The following is an 18,268-nucleotide window of genomic DNA, read 5'->3' as shown; positions in this document are numbered from 1 at the left end:
AAATGGATTGTGTTTAGTTTACACCCGGTTAAAGATTAATTTATGATACGAATTTCGATGAAGTCAATGTCCCGCATTAGAAGTGACTTTCTTGAATGGATTAAATTATTTAATAGGCAACCCTATTGGTGATGATTTAAAAATTTATACGAATGATTTTTAGTTTTCGGATGTCTCAAGAACAAATGAATGGATTTAGATGTTTGGTTTTATTGCTAAACGTATAACAATTAAAAAGATAGTTATGGGTAATCGTGAAAAACTGGCCGTAATATGGTCAAGCAGAGACAAAGATGTAGCGGAAAAAGTTGTGCTAATGTACACACAGGGAGCCAAAATGAAAGGTTGGTTCAGTGAAGTTGTGCTGATTGTGTGGGGGCCATCCACCAAATTACTTGCCGAGGATGGTGAGCTTCAGGAGAAGGTCAAAGGTCTTATGAAATCCGGGGTAAAAGTTCAGGCCTGCAGTGTATGTGCCGGAGAGTATGGAGTGGCTGAAGATCTTGAAAAATTCGGGTTAGAAGTTATTCCAATGGGAGAACCTTTGACAGGATACCTGAAAGAGGATTGGAAAGTTTTAAGTTTTTGATTTTGCAGGTTAAGATCAACCGAATCTGTTTATCGTCACGAAAAATACGTATATTTCCATCTGAGATGCTCCTCCATTCTTGACTATTACATGGAGGAGCTATCCTATATTATTTTTCAGACAATTACTTCTATTGACGATGACAGAGCATCTTTCCAACAGGGAACTTGAGGTTCGCGTAAAATACCTTGAAGAAAAACTTGGCTATTTTATGGATGAAAACTCAAAGAGTTCCTTTTGGTCTATGGATTATAGGTTCAGAATTTTGGCTGAAGCTGCCTATGAAGGGATTTTTATTCTCGAAAAAGGGTTTTGCATTGAGGCCAATCACAGTGGCTGTGAAATGTTTGGTTATTCCTATCAGGAAATAATAGGAAAAGCTGCCTCTTCTGTTTTTATTCCCGAACACCGGGATCTGATCCGAAAGAAGATTGAGAGCGGGGATTCGGAGACATACGAAGCCACAGGAGTTCGAAAAGACGGTACACTTTTTAGCGCCGAGATCAGAGGACGCACTTTTGAATACGAGAATAGAACTTTCAGAGTGTCCACAGTTGTGGATATAACTGCCCGAAAAATTGCGGAACAAAAATTATTGGAGAGCGAAAATAAATATCGGACGGTGGTTGAGAATGCTGCGGATGGAATCCTAATCGGTGACGCCCTTGGGTATATTGTGGATGTAAACGGTAGTTTTCTGAATATGACTGGTTATGGAGCACACGATATTCTTCATCATCATATAAGCATTTTCTTTAATCCGCAGGAGTTGAAAGAGAATCCTTTACGGTTTGATTTGTTGGATCTGGGACAATCGGTTATTGTTGAAAGAGAAATTATTAGTAAAACCGGTGAACCCATACCGATTGAGATGAATTCTAAACGTACCAGTAAAGAAAATTACCTGGCCGTTATTCGTGATCTTAGAGAACGACGTAAGGCAGAAGAGAATCTGAGAGGTATCAATCGGGAATTGAAAGAGGCCAAAGAAAAAGCAGAGGAGAGTGATCGTTTAAAGTCTGCTTTTCTGGCCAATATGAGTCATGAAATAAGAACACCCATGAATGGTGTTCTGGGATTTGCTGAGTTGCTTAAAGACGCTGATTTAAATGAGGAAAGTCGAAATACTTATCTGGATATCATCATTAGCAGCGGGCAACAATTGTTGCATATTATCAATGATGTATTGGCAATCTCAAAAATAGAAACTGGCCAGATGCCGGTTTTATTTTCAAGGATTAATCTGATGTCCACATTTGAAGAAATCCGTCGTTTTTTTGTTCCGTTTGCTTCAGATACCCGTAATCATTTATCCTATGAAGTAGAGGATCATCCGGCATGTCATTCATTTGAATGTGATGAAATGAAAGTGAAACAAGTGCTTATTAATCTTATTAATAATGCATTGAAGTTTACCCATGACGGTGAAGTAAGATTCGGTGTTTACCCGGAGGAAGACCGAATGTACTTTTTTGTTAAGGACACGGGCATCGGTATTTCAAATGCCGACTACGAGCGTATTTTTTACCGTTTTTTTCAGGTTTATCAAGGTGTTAGCGATAATCCCAAAGTAACAGGGTTAGGACTTTCTATTTCGAAGCGATTGGTGGAAATGATGGGAGGTACAATAAGTGTGGAATCGGAACCGGGCAAAGGCTCTCTCTTTTATTTCTGGTTACCGGTACGATGAATAGTCTCTTTAATTTTAATTGCTTTCTGCGTCACTTGTGAATCAGGTGATTTCCGGATTTTGTAAAAAATCCTGCACTCCCTTAATAATCAGGAATGCAGAATTGTGTTTGTGAATTACCAGGATCACTATCCTATTTTGTTCCATTTTTCATGTCCGCAAACCGGACAAACCGGCAGTTCCTGCGAATCGTTGTCAAGGGAAATTTCTTTCCCACATTTTTGACATTTGTAGGTTCCTTTTCCTGGTTTTTCTCCTGAAGTAAACATAAGTGTTGGTTTTAATTAAAGTTTAGCTGTTTTAAGTCAACAATATAGTAAATTTCATAAGGATTTTGCTAATTTTATTGGTTGATATTTATTTGATTTCTTTTACCCATTTAACCTTTACATTTATGAAGAATTTTAAATCTTTAATTTTTGTTGCTTTTATGGCAGGATTAACAATGGCCGGTTGCGGTGGCTCCATAGAAAAAGCCCCGAAGTTACCAATGGAAGATTTTTTCAAAAACCCTGATAAAACAGCTTATCAGATTTCTCCAAATGGTACTTATCTCTCTTATATGGCTCCTTATGAGGATCGTATGAATGTTTTCGTTCAGGAGTTGGATGGCGACTCAGCGGTTCGGGTGACTTCTGAAACTGCTCGTGATGTAGCAGGTTATATGTGGGCCAACGACAATCGTATCCTCTTTTTGAAAGATACCGGAGGAGACGAAAATTATTCGCTCCACGCTGTAAATCGTGATGGGGCCGATATGAAAGCCCTCACTCAGTTTGATGGTGTCCGGACTCGGTTGATTGATGAACTCCGTGATATTGAAGATGAGGTAATTGTTGGCCTCAATCAGCGGGATGCTCGTGTTTTTGATCCTTACAGACTGAATATTGTGACCGGTGAGCTTACTATGCTGGCTGAAAACCCCGGCAATATCCAGGGTTGGGTAACCGACCATGATGGCAAACTCCGCGTAGCGGTTGGAATTGAAGACGGGGTTAATTCAACCCTCCTTTACCGTGATACAGAGGAGGATGCTTTTGAGGTGGTGCTGAAAACCAATTTCAAAAATACCCTGAGTCCTTATTTCTTTACTTTTGATAATGAGAAGCTGTATGCCGTTTCCAATCTGGAGAGAGATAAGGAGGTGCCTGTAATATTTAATCCTAAGACAGGTGAGGTAGAGGAAGTACTTTATGAGAATGACGAGTATGATGTTTCGGGTCTCAGCTATTCCCGAAAAAGAAAGGTGCTGACCACTGCCTCTTATACTTCCTGGAAACGCGAACGTCACTTCTTTGATGAGGAGACCGAAAAACTTTTTAATCGACTGGAGCAAGAGCTGGGTGACTATGAGATTGGTATTGTAGGAACAGACCACGAGGAAGAAAAGGTAATGATTCGTACCTACAGTGATCGATCAATGGGTGCTTATTATTTCTATGATTCTACTACTGATGAGCTGAAGAAGATTTCTGATGTAAGTCCCTGGTTGGATGAAAATATCATGGCTAAAACACTGCCGATCAAGTATCAGTCACGTGACGGGCTGACCATTCATGGATATCTGACCTTGCCTAAAGGATATACCATGGAAAATGCCAAAGATCTTCCGGTAGTAGTGAATCCTCACGGTGGACCATGGGCACGGGACAGTTGGGGATTCAATCCCGAGATTCAGTTTTTGGCCAATCGAGGTTTTGCCGTGCTGCAAATGAATTTCCGTGGTTCGGTAGGTTATGGAAAGAAATTTTGGGAATCATCCTTTAAGCAGTGGGGACTCTCTATGCAGGATGATATTACCGACGGTGTGTACTGGTTGATAGAAAAAGGCATTGCTGATCCTGACCGGATTGCTATTTATGGTGGCAGCTATGGCGGTTATGCCACACTGGCAGGGATGACATTTACACCGGATTTGTATGCTGCAGGAGTTGACTATGTTGGTGTTTCCAATCTCTTTACTTTTCTGAATACCATTCCTCCTTACTGGGAGCCGCTTTTGGATATGATGTACGAGATGGTTGGACACCCCGAAAAAGACAGTGTTCAGCTGCGCCAGACCTCACCTGTTTTCCATGCCGATAAAATTCAGGCACCACTCTTTATTGCTCAGGGAGCCAACGACCCCAGAGTAAACAAAGATGAATCGGATCAGATGGTGGAAGCCTTGAAAGAACGCGGTATTGAAGTGCAATATATGGTAAAAGACAATGAAGGACATGGTTTCCGAAACGAAGAAAACCGTTTTGATTTTTACGGTGCCATGGAGAAATTCCTGGAAGAGCATCTGTTGACGGAAGAGGAGAAATAAAAATTTTCTATTTAATATTAAGGGCTGTCTCAATGATTTTTTTGAGGCAGCCTTTTTTGTTAGTAAAAAACGAAATGCCGGCACTGGAGGTGTCGTATGGTTTTATGAATATTGGAAATTCCTTTCTTTATGATGGAAATTTGTACCCTGCCTTTTACATAAGACAGGCAGCGCAATCAAAGAATTTAATAAAGCGGGTTAAGAACGCCCTACTAATTTGATATGTACCGGCTATATTTTCACCGAAACTTTTCGAATTTGCCGGCTATCTTTAATTTCTGTTTTTTCCGGAACCCCGGTATTTCGCAATTTAATAAACCGGCTGAGCAGATCGAACCAAAAGGGGGCTCCCAAAGAAAGTGCAATGACTGTCAGCAGACATCCAAAGATATAGACAAACCATTGATCAGGTGTCTTTGGTTGAATATTCATATCAAGAATTGATTCGGTTTTTCCGGCTTCGGCCAACAATATTTGCATTTGGTTATTCAGACTGTCGAGTTTGGCGAGATTGTCCTGGTTGGTTTCGTTTACAAGGCTGTAGGTTTGGATGTAGTTGCCGGCAGCCTCTACCATTTCTATCCTGGCTTCTTTATCAGAACTGAGTTTGCGACTTATCTCGATGGTGTTCAGGTTTAGCGGAAACACGATGATGGCAGCAGCAATGAGAGTAATCAGTTGAGTCTTTCGTTTGTACCAACCACTGGCTCTGTCCATGGTGTCATTGAACCATTGGGCAGATAATTCTTTAAACTTTGCAATATCTCCATTGGCTTCATCAAGCATATTGATGATGAGTTTGTGAGTGGGGGTGTCGGGGTTAAGCTTCTCTTTAAGGGTTGTGAGATCAGTGTTTTCGGACCAGGAATAATCAATGGTATTTAGCAACGCTCTGGCAAATGTTGCAGGCTTAATGTAAGAGGGACAACGCTCCTTCCCGTTGTTTGAGATGCGTCCCAGAAATCGTATTTCCGGTTGATTGAGGAATTTCCGGCTAAGGTCCGTCTCCAGTTTGTCACTGGTAGTGGAAAGCAACTGTTTGGTAGTCTGATTTTTATCAGTTCCATTGTCCAGCATCCTGATGATTGCAGTTCTGAGATTCTTTCCGCGTAGTTTTAGAAATGTGGAAATGATTTCGGTGGCTACAGTAGCGATAAGACTGTAAATGCCGTAGGTAAAAGCCAGGCCGATGGCAATATCGAGGGCCGGATTGTCAATCATATGAGTGGTTTTTGAGTGGTTTGGTTTTATTTTCCTCCAATCAGAAGGGCTGTTTTATTATTCTTTTGGTCGGGATATTGTATGGTTAATGTATTGATGACAGAAGTTGTGATTTTCGGAAATTCTTTGACGATACTTGTTAGCAGATAATATCCCATCCATCGCTGTGCAAATCCTGACGGGTCCTTCACAATGGTATGGAAGGACTCAAAGAAGAACTTAAGTACCGACTTTTCAAGGTTTGATTCAACAACTTCATTGTTTTGTATTTGATGGTTTAATAAGTTGATTGCTGAAATAAATTTCTGAAAATGTTTGAATGTCCGGTTATTGGAAATCCCCATAAAACTGTCGGAACCACTAAAATTCTGATTGTTAATCTGTGTTATTTCGTATTGTTTCCATTTCGGGTATTTTTGGGTATAAAGAGGCTGGTTTAAACTTTCAAGGATGTCTTGTCCCTCAAAGGAGTTTAAAATCAGAGGAGTGTAGAATTCTTTTCGTGCTGAAATGAACAAGCTTCTTTGGTCCGATTTATTGGGAAGAATGGAGGCTGCTATTGCCTCGCTGATGGCCTCAATCGAAGCATTTTTGGAAAGAGATTGAATAGTCTGCCGGAAAATTTGGTGAGGTATGTGTAGCTTACATTCATATTCCACGTCTCTGTTTTTTAGAAGGTTTTCCCAGATGGATGTAAAAAAATCTTCTGATTCATCTTCATCAAAGATGTTCCAAACAAGTGCTGTTTGCAGAAACTGTTGAAGATCTTTTTTGTCCCATGGACGTATTCTGCGATCACTTTTCCAGGTAGTCAGGGTTAGGCTGCAATCAATTTCACTGTAGGTAAGTGTGGATTTTGGAGTAGGTGTTTCGGCGTCAAGAGAGGCTCTGACAGTTGCTTCTTCTCCAAAAACAGTAACTTTTCTTTCATCCAGAAAAGCAATCTGAATTGCTCTTTCACGCTCCAGTCCCGAAAGCTTCTCGTCGTAAACAAATATCTGTTTCGTGGCAGATTTGAGTGCCATATTTCCCAAAGAAATTCCGAAAGTGAGGTGTTCTTCAATGGTTAGATTTTTTTCCTGCAGATAGTTTTGTACTTCTATGCCGGGAACATTTTTCCGGGCTTCAGATATGAGATGAGTGATGTTTAATTTGAGGATGTTACCAATTTGCTGAATCAGAAAATCGCCTGAAAGGGTTGCCTCAAGCAGGGTGCTCTGGTTAGCAGCTTTTCTGTACTTGTATTCTACCCCGGCTTCTACGGTCGCGGTAATTGTTTCCAGCACTTTCTTGCGGGCTTCGTACATCTTATTTTTGTAAATATCGAATTGTTCCCGGAGTTGCTCTATTCCCGTGCCATTGAATGCAATTTTATAAGCCAGTTCTACCAAAAAACTATCTTCTTTAAGCTCTTTGGCCTGATTCAGGAAATTTTCTATTTCACTAAAGGGTTTTCCTAAATATGTTTCAAAATAATCATCGATGATCTGTGCTATGCTCTCTGCATCTTTCTCACGAATGCTGATGTTCAGACCGGCAGAAACGCTAAATGTTTTGTCATTCAGAATTTCTTTTTGAAGGAAAAGTTTGAATCTGTCGTCTGCCTGTTTGGAAATTTGTACCCGGAAAGAGTCGTTTTTGATGGCGTTAAAGCCTATTTGAATGGATGGGTTAATTGAAAGCGGTGTTTTGGGGCCTGGTGTAAGTGAAAATACAGGTGCAAAGGCTACAGATAGCAATTTTAGCAGATTTACAGAAATTTCAAAAGTTAAATTGCCGGTAAATGCGTATGCCATAGCTTCATGTACCTTGAGGGAATTGAGTAGTGACGCTTGGTCCGCCCCGGTTAAAAGGGCTGTGAAATGTTTGAGGTCTTTAATCAGTGCTATATCTAAGGAAATATCGTTGGGGTGGGAGGTGGTTTTGGATATTTCTGCTGTTTGACCTGCGGTAATGTTGAGGCCTCCTATATCCCCGCCCTGCAAATCTCCTTCACTTTGAAGCCTTCCCCAAAGCCTGTAGGATAAGAGGGATTGATCTTTGAAAAACTTTTCAGCTTCCCCTTTCTTAAAATAATCCGGGATGGATGCCTCTTTCAGATCCTTTGCATGATTAAATACCTTTAGAGAAAAAGCAGCATCCTGGTGAAGTTCGAATATAATTTCCTTTCCCAGGGCAGGCAGCTTTACCGTTGTGGTTTTATCCAGCTTTAGTTTATCATATATTGTCAGCGGGGCATCGCGGAGGAGATTATTCCGGGATGGAAGATGATCGGGTAAATAGTGGAGCAGGTTCATAAGTTTTGGGTTTTTAAGCAGGTTAAATTTAGCTAAGAATTTTCAATTGTGGAAGTATAAATAGATAAGTAAGGTGTTTTTTCGATTACCAAAGCAACTTGTATGAGAAGTATGGATAGACCATTGTAATGCCATATTCCACTACCTTTTGTTGCTCAAAATCGTAGGCCCAGCCAACAGGAAGAAAGAAGAAATAAAAACAGAGCAAACCATTTGTTGCCCCGTTGATTTATCTTTAGCGGGTTGGTAAAGTTGATGAATGCAAGTAAATTTAATCCTCCAAAGATGATTATTACAAACAGGTTATTGATGTTGGTTAGTGCCATTTCTGAGATTGTTTAAATAGATTGGTCAAATACTTGGTCAAAGATATTTCAAAATTCTATTATGAACCGGGATCACTGTAAAGACGTAAATAATAACAATTTTAGTATTTCGTGTCATCATGAGAGGGAGACAGGGGATGCCTCAAAACCCGGGGCGTTGCTTCGACTATTGCTCTCAGGCTTTCAACTTCCTTACACCTTTTCTGTTTTATGTATAAGATAGGTTAAAAACATTTTTTGCAGAAAGTTTTGTTTGTTGGGATGCAAATTACTGTGCTAAAACAACTAATTTTCCGGTCGCCTAATTTTAACAGTGAAGTTAAGACAGGCAATAACATATAATGAGTATAAGTTGATGAATCTAAATAAAATAGTAGTTGGGAGTGAGGAGTGGTGCAATTTGCCACACTTGAATATTCCTGCCATAAAAGCGAGGATTGACTCGGGAGCCAGAACATCGGCATTGCATGCTGTAAATATTACCCCATTTACCAAAAACGGAGAAGCCTGGGTTAGTTTTGACGTTCATCCTTTGCAGGATGATGGTCGTACAACCATTAATTGCGAAGCTCCGGTGCTGGGTAAGCGAAGAGTGAAAAGTTCCAGCGGTGTCAGTGAGACCCGCTTTGTGATAGAATCGGCATTGGCTGTAGCTGATGAAGCATGGACCATAGAAATTACACTGACCAACAGGGACTCTATGGGCTACAGGATGCTTTTGGGCCGGCAGGCTATGGCCGGAAGAATAGTGGTTGATCCAGAGGCCTCTTTCCTGTTGGGGGAAATGACTTCTCAAATGCTTGATGGTTTTTACAATGCTCATGTTTCGCGACCCACCGGCTTAAAAATAGGTCTTTTGGCCAGTGATCCTTCTTTGTACAGCAATAAACGTATCATGGAGGCAGGACAGGAGCGGGGGCATGAGATGGAGTTTCTGAATATCAAAGATTGTTACATAAAACTGGATGGACGTAATCCGGAGATGCACTACCGTGGCGGACGTATCCTGAACGATTTTGATGCCATTATTCCCCGCATCAGACCCAGTGCTACATTTTATGGTTGCGCCCTGACCAGGCATTTTGAGGCCATGGGGGTTTACACCCTTAATTCTGCCAGAGCAATTACGCAGTCCAGAGATAAACTTTACTCTCTTCAGTTGCTGATCAACAACGGCTTAACCATTCCTACTACGGGGTTTGCCAATTCTCCGCTTGATACCAATGAGCTGATCAGGATGGTGGGTGGTGCCCCGTTGATCGTTAAGTTGTTGGAAGGGACACAAGGCAAAGGGGTGGTGCTGGCAGAGACTAAGAAAGCTGCTGAGAGCCTCATAAATGCTTTTAAGAGTCTAAGAGCTAATATTCTGGTTCAGGAGTTTGTGAAAGAGGCCGGTGGTAAGGATATTCGCTGTTTTGTGGTGAATGGTAAAGTGGTGGCCAGCATTATGAGAACTGCTGCGCCTGGTGAGTTTCGTGCCAATATTCACATGGGCGGGGTGGCCTCCCTCACTAAAATAACCCAGGAAGAGCGGCGCATGGCTATTCTGGCTTCCAAAACACTGCATCTGAAAGTGGCCGGAGTTGATATTATCCGCGGAAAGAATGGCCCCATGTTGCTGGAAGTCAATTCTTCCCCGGGATTGCAGGGCATAGAAGGGGCATCCAACAAAGATATTGCCGGAATCATGATTGAGGCAGTGGAGAAGGAATTGAAGTTTAAGCGGTGCTAAGGGTTAAATCAATTTATTCACTTCGTGGTGAATGTTGTAACGAGGGATATATAGTCCGCTTAGATCCAGGGAAACCGGTTTTTCCGTATCGGCAGATTGATAAATGGCTTCCAGTATCATCATATCTCTGAGTCCCATATCTCCTGTTGCCAGAATGGGGGTGTCCCTGATAATGCTAAGGGCAAAGGCATCCATCTGCCGCGCCTGTTGATTGACATTTGAGAAGTTCATTTCGCCCTCGGTGGTTGTTCCACTAATGTGGCTGTAATTGTATGCCGGTTTCAGTTCCCACCATCCGTTTTCGGCTGTTGTCTTCAGGTAATTGGCATTGTCGGCATAGCTTGTGTTGTGTTTAGATGTGGTGCCATCAGGATATTTAAGCGTAAAGGAGATGGATTGCTCCACTGAATTAAACAACTCTGGTTTGGTTACTTCTCCATATCGGGCTTCCACTTCCACCGGCCATTGCCCTTTGGTGTAACAGGCACCCTGAATGGTGTAGATGCCTATGTCCATGAGTGGGCCGCCACCTGCCATCTGCTTGTCCAGTCTCCAGCTCTTGTTGTTGAGCACAAAACTGAATGCGGCATCGGTGTTGAGCACTTTACCCATTTCTTCTGTCTGCCCCAGTTCCATTGCTCGCAAATGATGAGGTTCGAAGTGAAGCCGATATCCAACAGATAACTTGACGTTATTTTCTTTGCAGGCTTTAATGATGGCTCTGGCATCCTCAACAGTAGTGGTCATGGGTTTTTCACATATCACATGTTTCCCGGCTTTGGCGGCACGAATGGAATATTCGGCATGCATACTGTTGGGAAGCACAATATAAATGATGTCGATGTCATCATTGTCGGCTATGCTGTCGAAATTGTTATAATTATACACATTCTTTCTGGGGATGTTGTATTTTTTCATCCATTGCTCCTCCTTTGCAGGAGTTCCGGTCACAATTCCGGTAAGTTTGCAATGTTTTGTTTCCTGCAGTGCAGGCGCCAGTTGCCCCGTTGCATATCCGCCCAATCCAACCAGCGCAATTCCTGGTATTTTGTTGTTACCATTGGTATTTCCGGAAGTGCTGGCTCCACAGGCTGTATTCAAGATGCCTGTTCCAAAAAAGCCTGCAGCACTAATTATTCCCAGATTTTTCAGGAAAGTTCTGCGATCAGTGTCTTTTGATTGTTTTTGGTTTTCCATGGTGTTGGTTTTTTTGAACGGTATTAAAGGAAATTGAAATACCTGAGGCTGTCCCAAGAGTCCAGTTTTTATGTTATTCTGAGCTTATTGAAGAATCTGCTCGTTTGAAATACAGATGTTTCAACTAAGCTCAATATGACACTTTTTTTTAGACAACGCCTACTGGGGAAACCCCCTGAGCTATTTATTCCAGGCTTTCAGCCTGTTTTTATGGGTAAGGTAAGAAGAATTAACCTTGTTTTCTAATAGGTCTTATATGGTTTAATATATTTTTTTTCTGTTTCTCAAAGCCATAAAACTAACAACCTTTTGATGGAAAAGGTTTTAGCGTCCAGACTATAAAAAAAGCCACCTGCACGAGATGCAGATGGCTGAATATTTGAGAAAGTCAACGATTTACTGAACCACTGTAAGCGCCGCTTCATGTAAATCCTGTACTTGGGATGAGCCGCCAACCAGCAGACGATAATCGCCTGCAAGCGGTGTCATGCGCTGAGCATCGGCATTCCACCATTCCAGAACATCTTCGGTAAGTTGAAATTCTACCTCTACGGTTTCCCCTTTGGGAATAAATATCCTTTGAAAGCCACGTAATGTTAACAGTGGTCCTTCTTTGTCATCAGGCTTCTGAAGATAAAGCTGAACTACTTCTTCTCCGTCATAGTCACCTGTATTGGTAACCGAAACCTTCAAAGACGCTTCTTCATCAGTTGAGATAGATGTTTTGCTTAATTCCGGTTGATCATAGCTGAAGGTCGTATAGCTCAAACCATAACCAAACGGATATAAGGGCTCTCCCTTGAAATAGCGGTAAGTGCGGTTGGCCATGTTGTAATCCTGAAAATTGGGGAGCTGATCTACGCTTTTGTAGAAAGTGACCGGCAATCGACCGGCAGGGTTGTAGTCACCAAAGAGCACCTCGGCAACGGCTTGCCCGCCCGCCTGCCCTGGATACCAGGCCTGCAAAATGGCTGAAGAATAATCAGCTGCTTCCTCAAAGCCGATGGCAGAGCCGGAACAGTTGACCAGAATTATTTCTTTTCCGGCTTCGTGCAGTGCTTTGAGCATTTCTTTTTGAATGGCAGGTAAGGCTATATCTGTGCGGTCGCCACCCTTAAAGCCCGGAAGATCCACGCCCATCTCTTCACCTTCGAGAAAAGGTGAGATGCCGGAAGCAAATACCACTACATCGGCACCGGCTACGCGTGCTACAGATGCGGGAATATCCACTTTGGCCATGTAGCCAATGTTGAAATTCAGTTCAGCCTCTGACATATGGTGTGCAAATTCCAGTTCAATTTCGTAGGATTTTCCTGCCTCCGTTTCCATTTTGTATTCCTGCTTGCGGCCGCCATGACCTGCCCTGTGTTCGAATACAGGTTTTCCGTCTATCAGTAAACGGATAATGCCGTTGACGTAAAAATTGAAGAATACTTCGCCTGACTGTTCCGGCGTAAACACACTTTTGTATTTGGCTGAGAAATCTGTCAGGTTAACTCCGGGAGCAAAAACGGTCGCTCCGCCGGTATGAAAATTGAAAGGCGTGTTGACAATCGTTTCCACATCAGGTTCTCCCTCACGATCGGGATTGTTCCAATATTGTGCCGAAAAGCCCTGTCCTTTTTCACTGATGCACTGGTCGAAAACACTTTTGAAAATGCGGTTGTCCACCCATTCTGTTCCCTGCTCGTAAATGACCTGAGCATCATTGCCTAAAGCATTACGGATTCCCTGTAATATGGTGGTTGTAGCTGTCGGGGTTCCGTTGTAGTTTCCCCATTGCATCAGTGAATCGTTGGCATTGGGGCCCATAACTGCTACAGTTAGTCCTTCTTTTTTCAGAGGCAGGGCGTTATCCTTATTCATCAGCAAAGTCATAGATTTGCGTGCTGCCTCTAGTGCTTTGGCTGCGTGCTCCGGAGAGGAAACTATGGAATGAGGAATTTTTGACCATTCCACCTCTTCATCCGAATCCATTTCGCCGAGCTCAAAACGGGCAATCAGCAACCGTCTCAGGGAAACATTCAGTTGTTCTTCAGTAATCAATCCCTGTTCTACGGCCTCCACCAATGCCGGATAGCTATCCCCGCAATTCAGATCCGTGCCTGCCAAGACGGCATCTGCAGATGCCGTTTTTGCATCAGGGTGGGTGGCATGTGCATTTTCATTATAAAAATCATTGATGCCCCAGCAATCAGAGAGGATCACTCCGTCAAATCCCCATTCATTGCGCAGGATATCTTGCAATAATTGATCGTTTCCGCAGCAGGGGACACCTTCAAAACGATTGTAGGCACACATGACCATGCGTACATCACCATCGATCACCAATTTTTTAAATGCCGGCAGATAGGTCTCATGCAAATCTCTCGGCTTGATGTTTTTGGCATTAAAAGAATGGCGGTTCCACTCGGGGCCTGAATGAACTGCATAATGCTTGGCGCAGGCATGAAGCTTATCATATTTCCCGGTGCGATCACCCTGCAGACCTTTCACTACAGCTGTGCCCAGAACTCCGTTCATAAATGGATCTTCACCGTAAGCTTCCATGCCACGTCCCCATCGGGGATCGCGAAATACATTAATGTTGGGTGTCCACATGGTTAAGCCCTGATATCGTTCACGTTCTCCACGCTCTTTAAAATAATGGTGTTTGGCGCGGGCTTCATCCGAAATTGTAGAAAACACATCCAGTACCATGTCTCGGTCAAAAGCTGCCGCCATACCTACCGGTTGAGGGAAAACTGTTGCTCTGCCGGCGCGGGCCACACCATGCAAAGCTTCGTTCCACCAGTTGTATTCTTTAATCCCTAATCGTTCAATGGGGGCATTCTGATCTACCATTAGCGACACTTTTTCCTCAAGCGTCAATTCCTTTAGTAAATCATCTGCTCTTTCTTCAGGGGAATAGCTGTTGTCCTTCCATATTTCTGTGGTACATCCTGTGCCTGTAAGAAAAAATAGTCCCAATAATAAGATTCCAGGTAGTTTTTGTTTCATGGTTTTTGTTAGCTATGTTTTAATTAAATGATTAAAGGGGGATTGGCTGTTAATCTTTTACAAGACTTTTGAATCAATTGTTAGTGTTCAAAAGGTTTTTGTGATTGAGTGAATGCTTTCTGCAATATACAATTTGTCTTATTTCTTATGGTTTAAAAAATCTAAACGGTCTAATAATAAAGTGTCAATTACAATCTCCAATTCAGGTTGTTAACCGCCAATCTTGTGCAAAATGCTATTCATGATATAAAACGAAACAATTATTGTTTTTAGGGTTGGGTAAAGTTGAATTCAAATATGGGGAAAATTTAGGACATGCCGGAACAGAGCAGAACAAAACATGATTCGACTCGGAAAGTTCGAACGAATTGTTAATTTTATGGCAAAATATATTTTCAAGAAAAAAGAAAGATTCCACTCAGAAATCTGCATAATCTGAATTGATTCAAGACTTTCGGTGGTGTGTTTGAAAGTCCTTGATTCAAAAAAAGATAAAGTGCCATGTTGGGATTTCCTGAATGCAGTTATTGGCGTTTTTATGTGGAAATTTTACAAAACTTAAAACAAAATGATAGGAGCAATAATTGGTGATATTGTTGGTTCGCGCTTTGAATTTGACAATTACCGGGCAACTGATTTTGAATTTTTTACCGAAGAAAGCACATTTACAGATGATACAGTTTGCACCATTGCAGTGGCTCACTGGATATTGGTCTCGAGCGAGCGGGGGGTGACCAGCGCTGATCGTTTTGCCACCACGTTAAAGGAGTGGTGCATTAAGTATCCTGACGAGAGTTATGGAACTCGTTTTTCTCAGTGGATTGCCTCGCCTAAAGATTTACCGGAACCCTACAATAGTTTTGGGAACGGGGCTGCCATGCGGATTAGTCCGGTGGGAGATTATTTTACCTTTCTTGAAGACGCGCTACAATACTCTGACATGGTTACCGGAGTGACGCACAATCACCCCGAAGGACTGAAAGGAGCACGGGCAGTGGTAGAGGCCTTGTCTTTAGCCAGAAAAGGAGCTCGAAAACAAGAGATAAAATCGACTATTGAACGGACATATCGCTACGATCTCTCCGCCGGCTGTGAGACCATTCGGGCGCATAATCAATTTGATGAAACTTGTCAGGTTACCGTTCCTCAGGCGATTGTTGCATTTTTGGAGAGTCGAGATTTTGAGGATGCGATTCGGCTGGCTGTTTCGATAGGAGGGGATAGTGATACCATTGCAGCGATAACAGGCGGTCTTGCAGAAGTTTATTACAAAGAGGTCCCCCCGGCATTTATCCATGAGGTTAAAGCAAGACTACCGGAAGAAATGCAGGAAGTTTTAAGAGACTTTTATAGGAAATTATCCTCAAATGATGAAGAAACTTTTGGAGGCGTTTTTTTAACCTGAACTATTGACCTCGTGGAACTTCGTTTCAAAAATTATTTCACTTATGAATAATCCGAGGTAAGGCTCTAATGATATTTGCTGGTTTTATGAGGCTCAGAAGAAAATTATAACGACTGAATGTTTTAATCAAATATATTATGACAACAATTACAACCAGCCCGCTTGAGGACGGGTATGATTTTTATATTTCAGACAAGTGGGGCAAAGAATATCATTTTAAGATAATATCTTTTGAGGTTCCCAGTGGAATGTTATCATTGGCTGTTGAAGTTGCAGAAGAAACGGAGAGTTACTATCCCCGAAGAATTGAGATATTATCAGATTATGATGCTGATATAGAATTAGCGGAACTGCAATTGAAAGGAAAAGTCAAAGAAGAAATCAATCAAAAGTCTCTAAAAATGGGTGAGGATTGCTCTTTAGATTTGGAAGAAAAAAGTTTGACTGGTGTTATTCTGGCAGATCATGAAGAAGATTGGTCAGAACCCCTGTTCGCTGTAGATGGCAGGAAGATTTCTTACCGGAAGTTTTGTGAGATGATTTCTCTTTATTGTACTTTCAAGTTTAGGTTTGAAATAATAGATCCAAGTGAATAGAATTAGGTATTGAATTAAATTTTTTGACTGGTATTTCTTGGAAAGTTATATCAGAAAGTATGTGGTCTGTTTGTCCTAAGCTGCGATAATGATCCTTCTGATAAGGTCACTCCGCGCCTCGTTTGCCCCCTCACTCTCAGGCAAAAAAAAACCACCCTTTAAAAAAAGGATGGTTTCTTTTGCGGAGAGAGAGGGATTCGAACCCCCGGTACCTCGCGGTACAACGGTTTTCAAGACCGCCGCATTCGACCACTCTGCCATCTCTCCAGTCGAATAACGTATTTGCTTATTCAGTTTGTGAAACCGTGTGTTTCTCTGTCAAAGCGGTTGCAAAATTAGGTGTTTTATTGAAATCACAAAACCTTTTGGGTAAAAAAATCAGACTATTTTTAAAGGGTGGCTTAATCTTGTTGTATCTCAGAATTTTGAGAGGTTGCTTTTTTTTCAAAAATTTCATCCAGTTCTTTGGCCATGGCCACTCCCTGTTTAATCCGGTCGGCCATTCCGATACCGTCCCGGAGGTTTCCTCCCAGCAAAAGACCGGGAAAATGATTTTGAATATCCTCAACAGCTTTTATTCTCTCTCCTGTTGAGGCACCATATTGAGGAATGGCGTGTGTATGGCGGAAAATCCGAAAGAGTTCGGGTTTTCTATCCGTAACCATCATCATTTTTTGCAATTCAGGAAATACCAGTTTTTCTATTTCCTCATCCGTGAGGTTAACCATCTCGGGGTTTCTTACTCCTCCCAGAAAAACCGAAAGTAGTGCTCCGCCTTTGGGGGCCCTGTTTTTCAGAAAGGCGGAAAGAAAAAGAACCCCCAGAACATCGCGATGCTCACGGGAGGGGACAAGACCTCCAAACGCTTTCAGCGGAATGCCGCGCCACTCTTTGTAACCGATGGCTACCTGAACCACTTTGGCGTAAACCAGATTGGTGATTTTCTGTTTTTCATCATCACGGAGGAATGGCAGGATGTTGGGTACTTCGTGTGCGCCAGTAGTTGTAATCAGGGCATCGCTCTCCATTAGTTTTGTCTCGCCCCGGTGCTCAAATTTAGCAGTAAAGATGTTATTGGCAGGACATATTGTGAGGTTGTCACAACCTAACAGAATTTCTTCTTCCTCAAACTTTCCGGTGAGTGCGTTCACCAGATTATCAAGCCCTCCGGCCATGGAGAACATCTTTTTGTTGGCTTTTTTATGGTAATTGTATAATTCCGGATCGTTTTTCTTCTCCCGAATCAGCTCTGAGTGCTTTTTAAAGGTTCCTTTGATAAAACTACCGTAGTTTTGCTCCAGGTTGTAGAGCTTTGGCAGCGCATACCTGGTAACTAACTGGGATGGGTCGCCTGCATATATTCCCAGAATGAATGGATCAACGGCATAGTCGAGAAATGATTTACCCATTCTTCGTTTGACCATTTCGGCAAGTGTCTCATCGGGATTTTTCCCCGGCTTTCTGAATGGTTCAGTTAGTAACCTGAGTTTGTCCCTCCAGGAGAAAAGCGGTGTTTTGATACCTGCTTTCATGCATGAGGGGAGGTCGTGCCAGCGGCCCTCTTTCCAGATAAGGCGCCGTTTAGCCTCTTCATTGGCCGGTTCCACCTCTACCTGATTGCCTAGTTCCTCAAACAGTTCGGCCACTTCGGGATGAGAAATCATGCCTGTGTTTGGTCCGCTTTCAAAGACAAAACCATCTTCCCGATGGGTATGAATAGCTCCGCCGGTTCTGGTATCTTTCTCCAGAATGGTGACTTTCCATCCTGCCTTTTTCAGATAATAAGCCGTGGTGAGTCCTGTGAGTCCTGCGCCAATGATTGTTGCTTTCTTCATAGAATGCGGTGATGTTTTTGGGCCCTGTAAGGGCTGGGTGTTATTTAGTGCCTGTCCATAAAGTCACGG

At 42.4% G+C, this 18,268-nt stretch carries 12 protein-coding genes and 1 tRNA gene; 6 read left to right on the top strand and 7 right to left on the bottom strand.

Annotated features, from left to right (window positions below; genetic code table 11):
- Positions 1-244: 244 nt before the first annotated feature.
- Both BY457_RS07815 and BY457_RS07810 read left to right on the top strand, forming a co-directional pair.
- Positions 245-589 carry a DsrE family protein gene (locus BY457_RS07815; protein WP_106152778.1) on the top strand — a complete coding sequence of 115 codons (345 nt, stop codon included), beginning with the start codon at positions 245-247 and terminating at the stop codon, positions 587-589.
- A 139-nt stretch (positions 590-728) separates the two neighbouring features.
- The gene (locus BY457_RS07810) at positions 729-2,279 is read left to right on the top strand and encodes a PAS domain-containing hybrid sensor histidine kinase/response regulator (RefSeq protein ID WP_106152777.1); all 1,551 of its coding nucleotides are present in this window, start codon (positions 729-731) and stop codon (positions 2,277-2,279) included.
- A gap of 128 nt (positions 2,280-2,407) precedes the next feature.
- Here the strand turns inward: BY457_RS07810 and BY457_RS07805 are convergent, their stop codons facing one another.
- Positions 2,408-2,548: a zinc ribbon-containing protein gene (locus BY457_RS07805; protein ID WP_106152776.1), complete on the bottom strand. Its 141-nt coding sequence runs from the start codon at positions 2,546-2,548 to the stop codon at positions 2,408-2,410.
- A gap of 125 nt (positions 2,549-2,673) precedes the next feature.
- Here BY457_RS07805 and BY457_RS07800 point away from each other — a divergent pair, with 125 nt between their 5' ends.
- Positions 2,674-4,590 (top strand): S9 family peptidase, encoded by a 1,917-nt coding sequence (locus BY457_RS07800; RefSeq protein WP_106152907.1) that lies wholly within the window; start codon positions 2,674-2,676, stop codon positions 4,588-4,590.
- 231 nt (positions 4,591-4,821) lie between these two features.
- Here the strand turns inward: BY457_RS07800 and BY457_RS07790 are convergent, their stop codons facing one another.
- Both BY457_RS07790 and BY457_RS07785 read right to left on the bottom strand, forming a co-directional pair.
- On the bottom strand, positions 4,822-5,811 hold the full coding sequence (locus BY457_RS07790) for a hypothetical protein (protein ID WP_106152774.1): 990 nt from the start codon (positions 5,809-5,811) through the stop codon (positions 4,822-4,824).
- Between the two features lie 26 nt (positions 5,812-5,837).
- Positions 5,838-8,108 (bottom strand): hypothetical protein, encoded by a 2,271-nt coding sequence (locus BY457_RS07785; protein WP_106152773.1) that lies wholly within the window; start codon positions 8,106-8,108, stop codon positions 5,838-5,840.
- 681 nt (positions 8,109-8,789) lie between these two features.
- On the opposite strand from BY457_RS07785, the gene rimK reads away from it, so the two are divergent.
- Entirely contained in the window at positions 8,790-10,166 is a 1,377-nt protein-coding gene (rimK, locus tag BY457_RS07780; protein WP_106152772.1) for a 30S ribosomal protein S6--L-glutamate ligase, read from the top strand.
- Between the two features lie 3 nt (positions 10,167-10,169).
- Here the strand turns inward: rimK and BY457_RS07775 are convergent, their stop codons facing one another.
- Together BY457_RS07775 and xyl3A are read right to left on the bottom strand one after the other, a co-directional pair.
- Positions 10,170-11,363 carry a Gfo/Idh/MocA family protein gene (locus tag BY457_RS07775; protein WP_106152906.1) on the bottom strand — a complete coding sequence of 398 codons (1,194 nt, stop codon included), beginning with the start codon at positions 11,361-11,363 and terminating at the stop codon, positions 10,170-10,172.
- Between the two features lie 396 nt (positions 11,364-11,759).
- The gene (gene xyl3A / locus BY457_RS07770) at positions 11,760-14,363 is read right to left on the bottom strand and encodes a xylan 1,4-beta-xylosidase (protein WP_106152771.1); all 2,604 of its coding nucleotides are present in this window, start codon (positions 14,361-14,363) and stop codon (positions 11,760-11,762) included.
- Between the two features lie 568 nt (positions 14,364-14,931).
- Here xyl3A and BY457_RS07765 point away from each other — a divergent pair.
- Together BY457_RS07765 and BY457_RS07760 are read left to right on the top strand one after the other, a co-directional pair.
- Positions 14,932-15,768 carry an ADP-ribosylglycohydrolase family protein gene (locus tag BY457_RS07765; RefSeq protein ID WP_106152770.1) on the top strand — a complete coding sequence of 279 codons (837 nt, stop codon included), beginning with the start codon at positions 14,932-14,934 and terminating at the stop codon, positions 15,766-15,768.
- A gap of 137 nt (positions 15,769-15,905) precedes the next feature.
- A complete protein-coding gene (locus BY457_RS07760) occupies positions 15,906-16,364 on the top strand; it encodes a DUF7713 domain-containing protein (RefSeq protein WP_106152769.1) in 459 nt (152 codons plus the stop codon).
- Between the two features lie 182 nt (positions 16,365-16,546).
- Here the strand turns inward: BY457_RS07760 and BY457_RS07755 are convergent.
- Positions 16,547-16,631, bottom strand: a tRNA-Ser gene (locus BY457_RS07755).
- A 134-nt stretch (positions 16,632-16,765) separates the two neighbouring features.
- Positions 16,766-18,199: a protoporphyrinogen oxidase gene (hemG, locus tag BY457_RS07750; protein WP_106152768.1), complete on the bottom strand. Its 1,434-nt coding sequence runs from the start codon at positions 18,197-18,199 to the stop codon at positions 16,766-16,768.
- Positions 18,200-18,268 lie beyond the last annotated feature (69 nt).

The organism is Marinilabilia salmonicolor, from assembly GCF_003003035.1.
GTDB lineage: Bacteria > Bacteroidota > Bacteroidia > Bacteroidales > Marinilabiliaceae > Marinilabilia > Marinilabilia salmonicolor_A.
Note: the sequence above shows the minus strand (reverse complement) of the source record. Positions and strands in the feature narration are given on the sequence as shown.

What these genes read in the sequence shown, in the direction of transcription:
- BY457_RS07815 (WP_106152778.1), top strand. Translation starts at nt 245, where the DNA reads ATGGGTAATCGTGAAAAACTGGCCGTAATATGGTCAAGCAGAGACAAA.
- BY457_RS07810 (WP_106152777.1), top strand. Translation starts at nt 729, where the DNA reads ATGACAGAGCATCTTTCCAACAGGGAACTTGAGGTTCGCGTAAAATAC.
- BY457_RS07805 (WP_106152776.1), bottom strand. Translation starts at nt 2,548, where the DNA reads ATGTTTACTTCAGGAGAAAAACCAGGAAAAGGAACCTACAAATGTCAA.
- BY457_RS07800 (WP_106152907.1), top strand. Translation starts at nt 2,674, where the DNA reads ATGAAGAATTTTAAATCTTTAATTTTTGTTGCTTTTATGGCAGGATTA.
- BY457_RS07790 (WP_106152774.1), bottom strand. Translation starts at nt 5,811, where the DNA reads ATGATTGACAATCCGGCCCTCGATATTGCCATCGGCCTGGCTTTTACC.
- BY457_RS07785 (WP_106152773.1), bottom strand. Translation starts at nt 8,108, where the DNA reads ATGAACCTGCTCCACTATTTACCCGATCATCTTCCATCCCGGAATAAT.
- rimK (WP_106152772.1), top strand. Translation starts at nt 8,790, where the DNA reads ATGAATCTAAATAAAATAGTAGTTGGGAGTGAGGAGTGGTGCAATTTG.
- BY457_RS07775 (WP_106152906.1), bottom strand. Translation starts at nt 11,363, where the DNA reads ATGGAAAACCAAAAACAATCAAAAGACACTGATCGCAGAACTTTCCTG.
- xyl3A (WP_106152771.1), bottom strand. Translation starts at nt 14,363, where the DNA reads ATGAAACAAAAACTACCTGGAATCTTATTATTGGGACTATTTTTTCTT.
- BY457_RS07765 (WP_106152770.1), top strand. Translation starts at nt 14,932, where the DNA reads ATGATAGGAGCAATAATTGGTGATATTGTTGGTTCGCGCTTTGAATTT.
- BY457_RS07760 (WP_106152769.1), top strand. Translation starts at nt 15,906, where the DNA reads ATGACAACAATTACAACCAGCCCGCTTGAGGACGGGTATGATTTTTAT.
- hemG (WP_106152768.1), bottom strand. Translation starts at nt 18,199, where the DNA reads ATGAAGAAAGCAACAATCATTGGCGCAGGACTCACAGGACTCACCACG.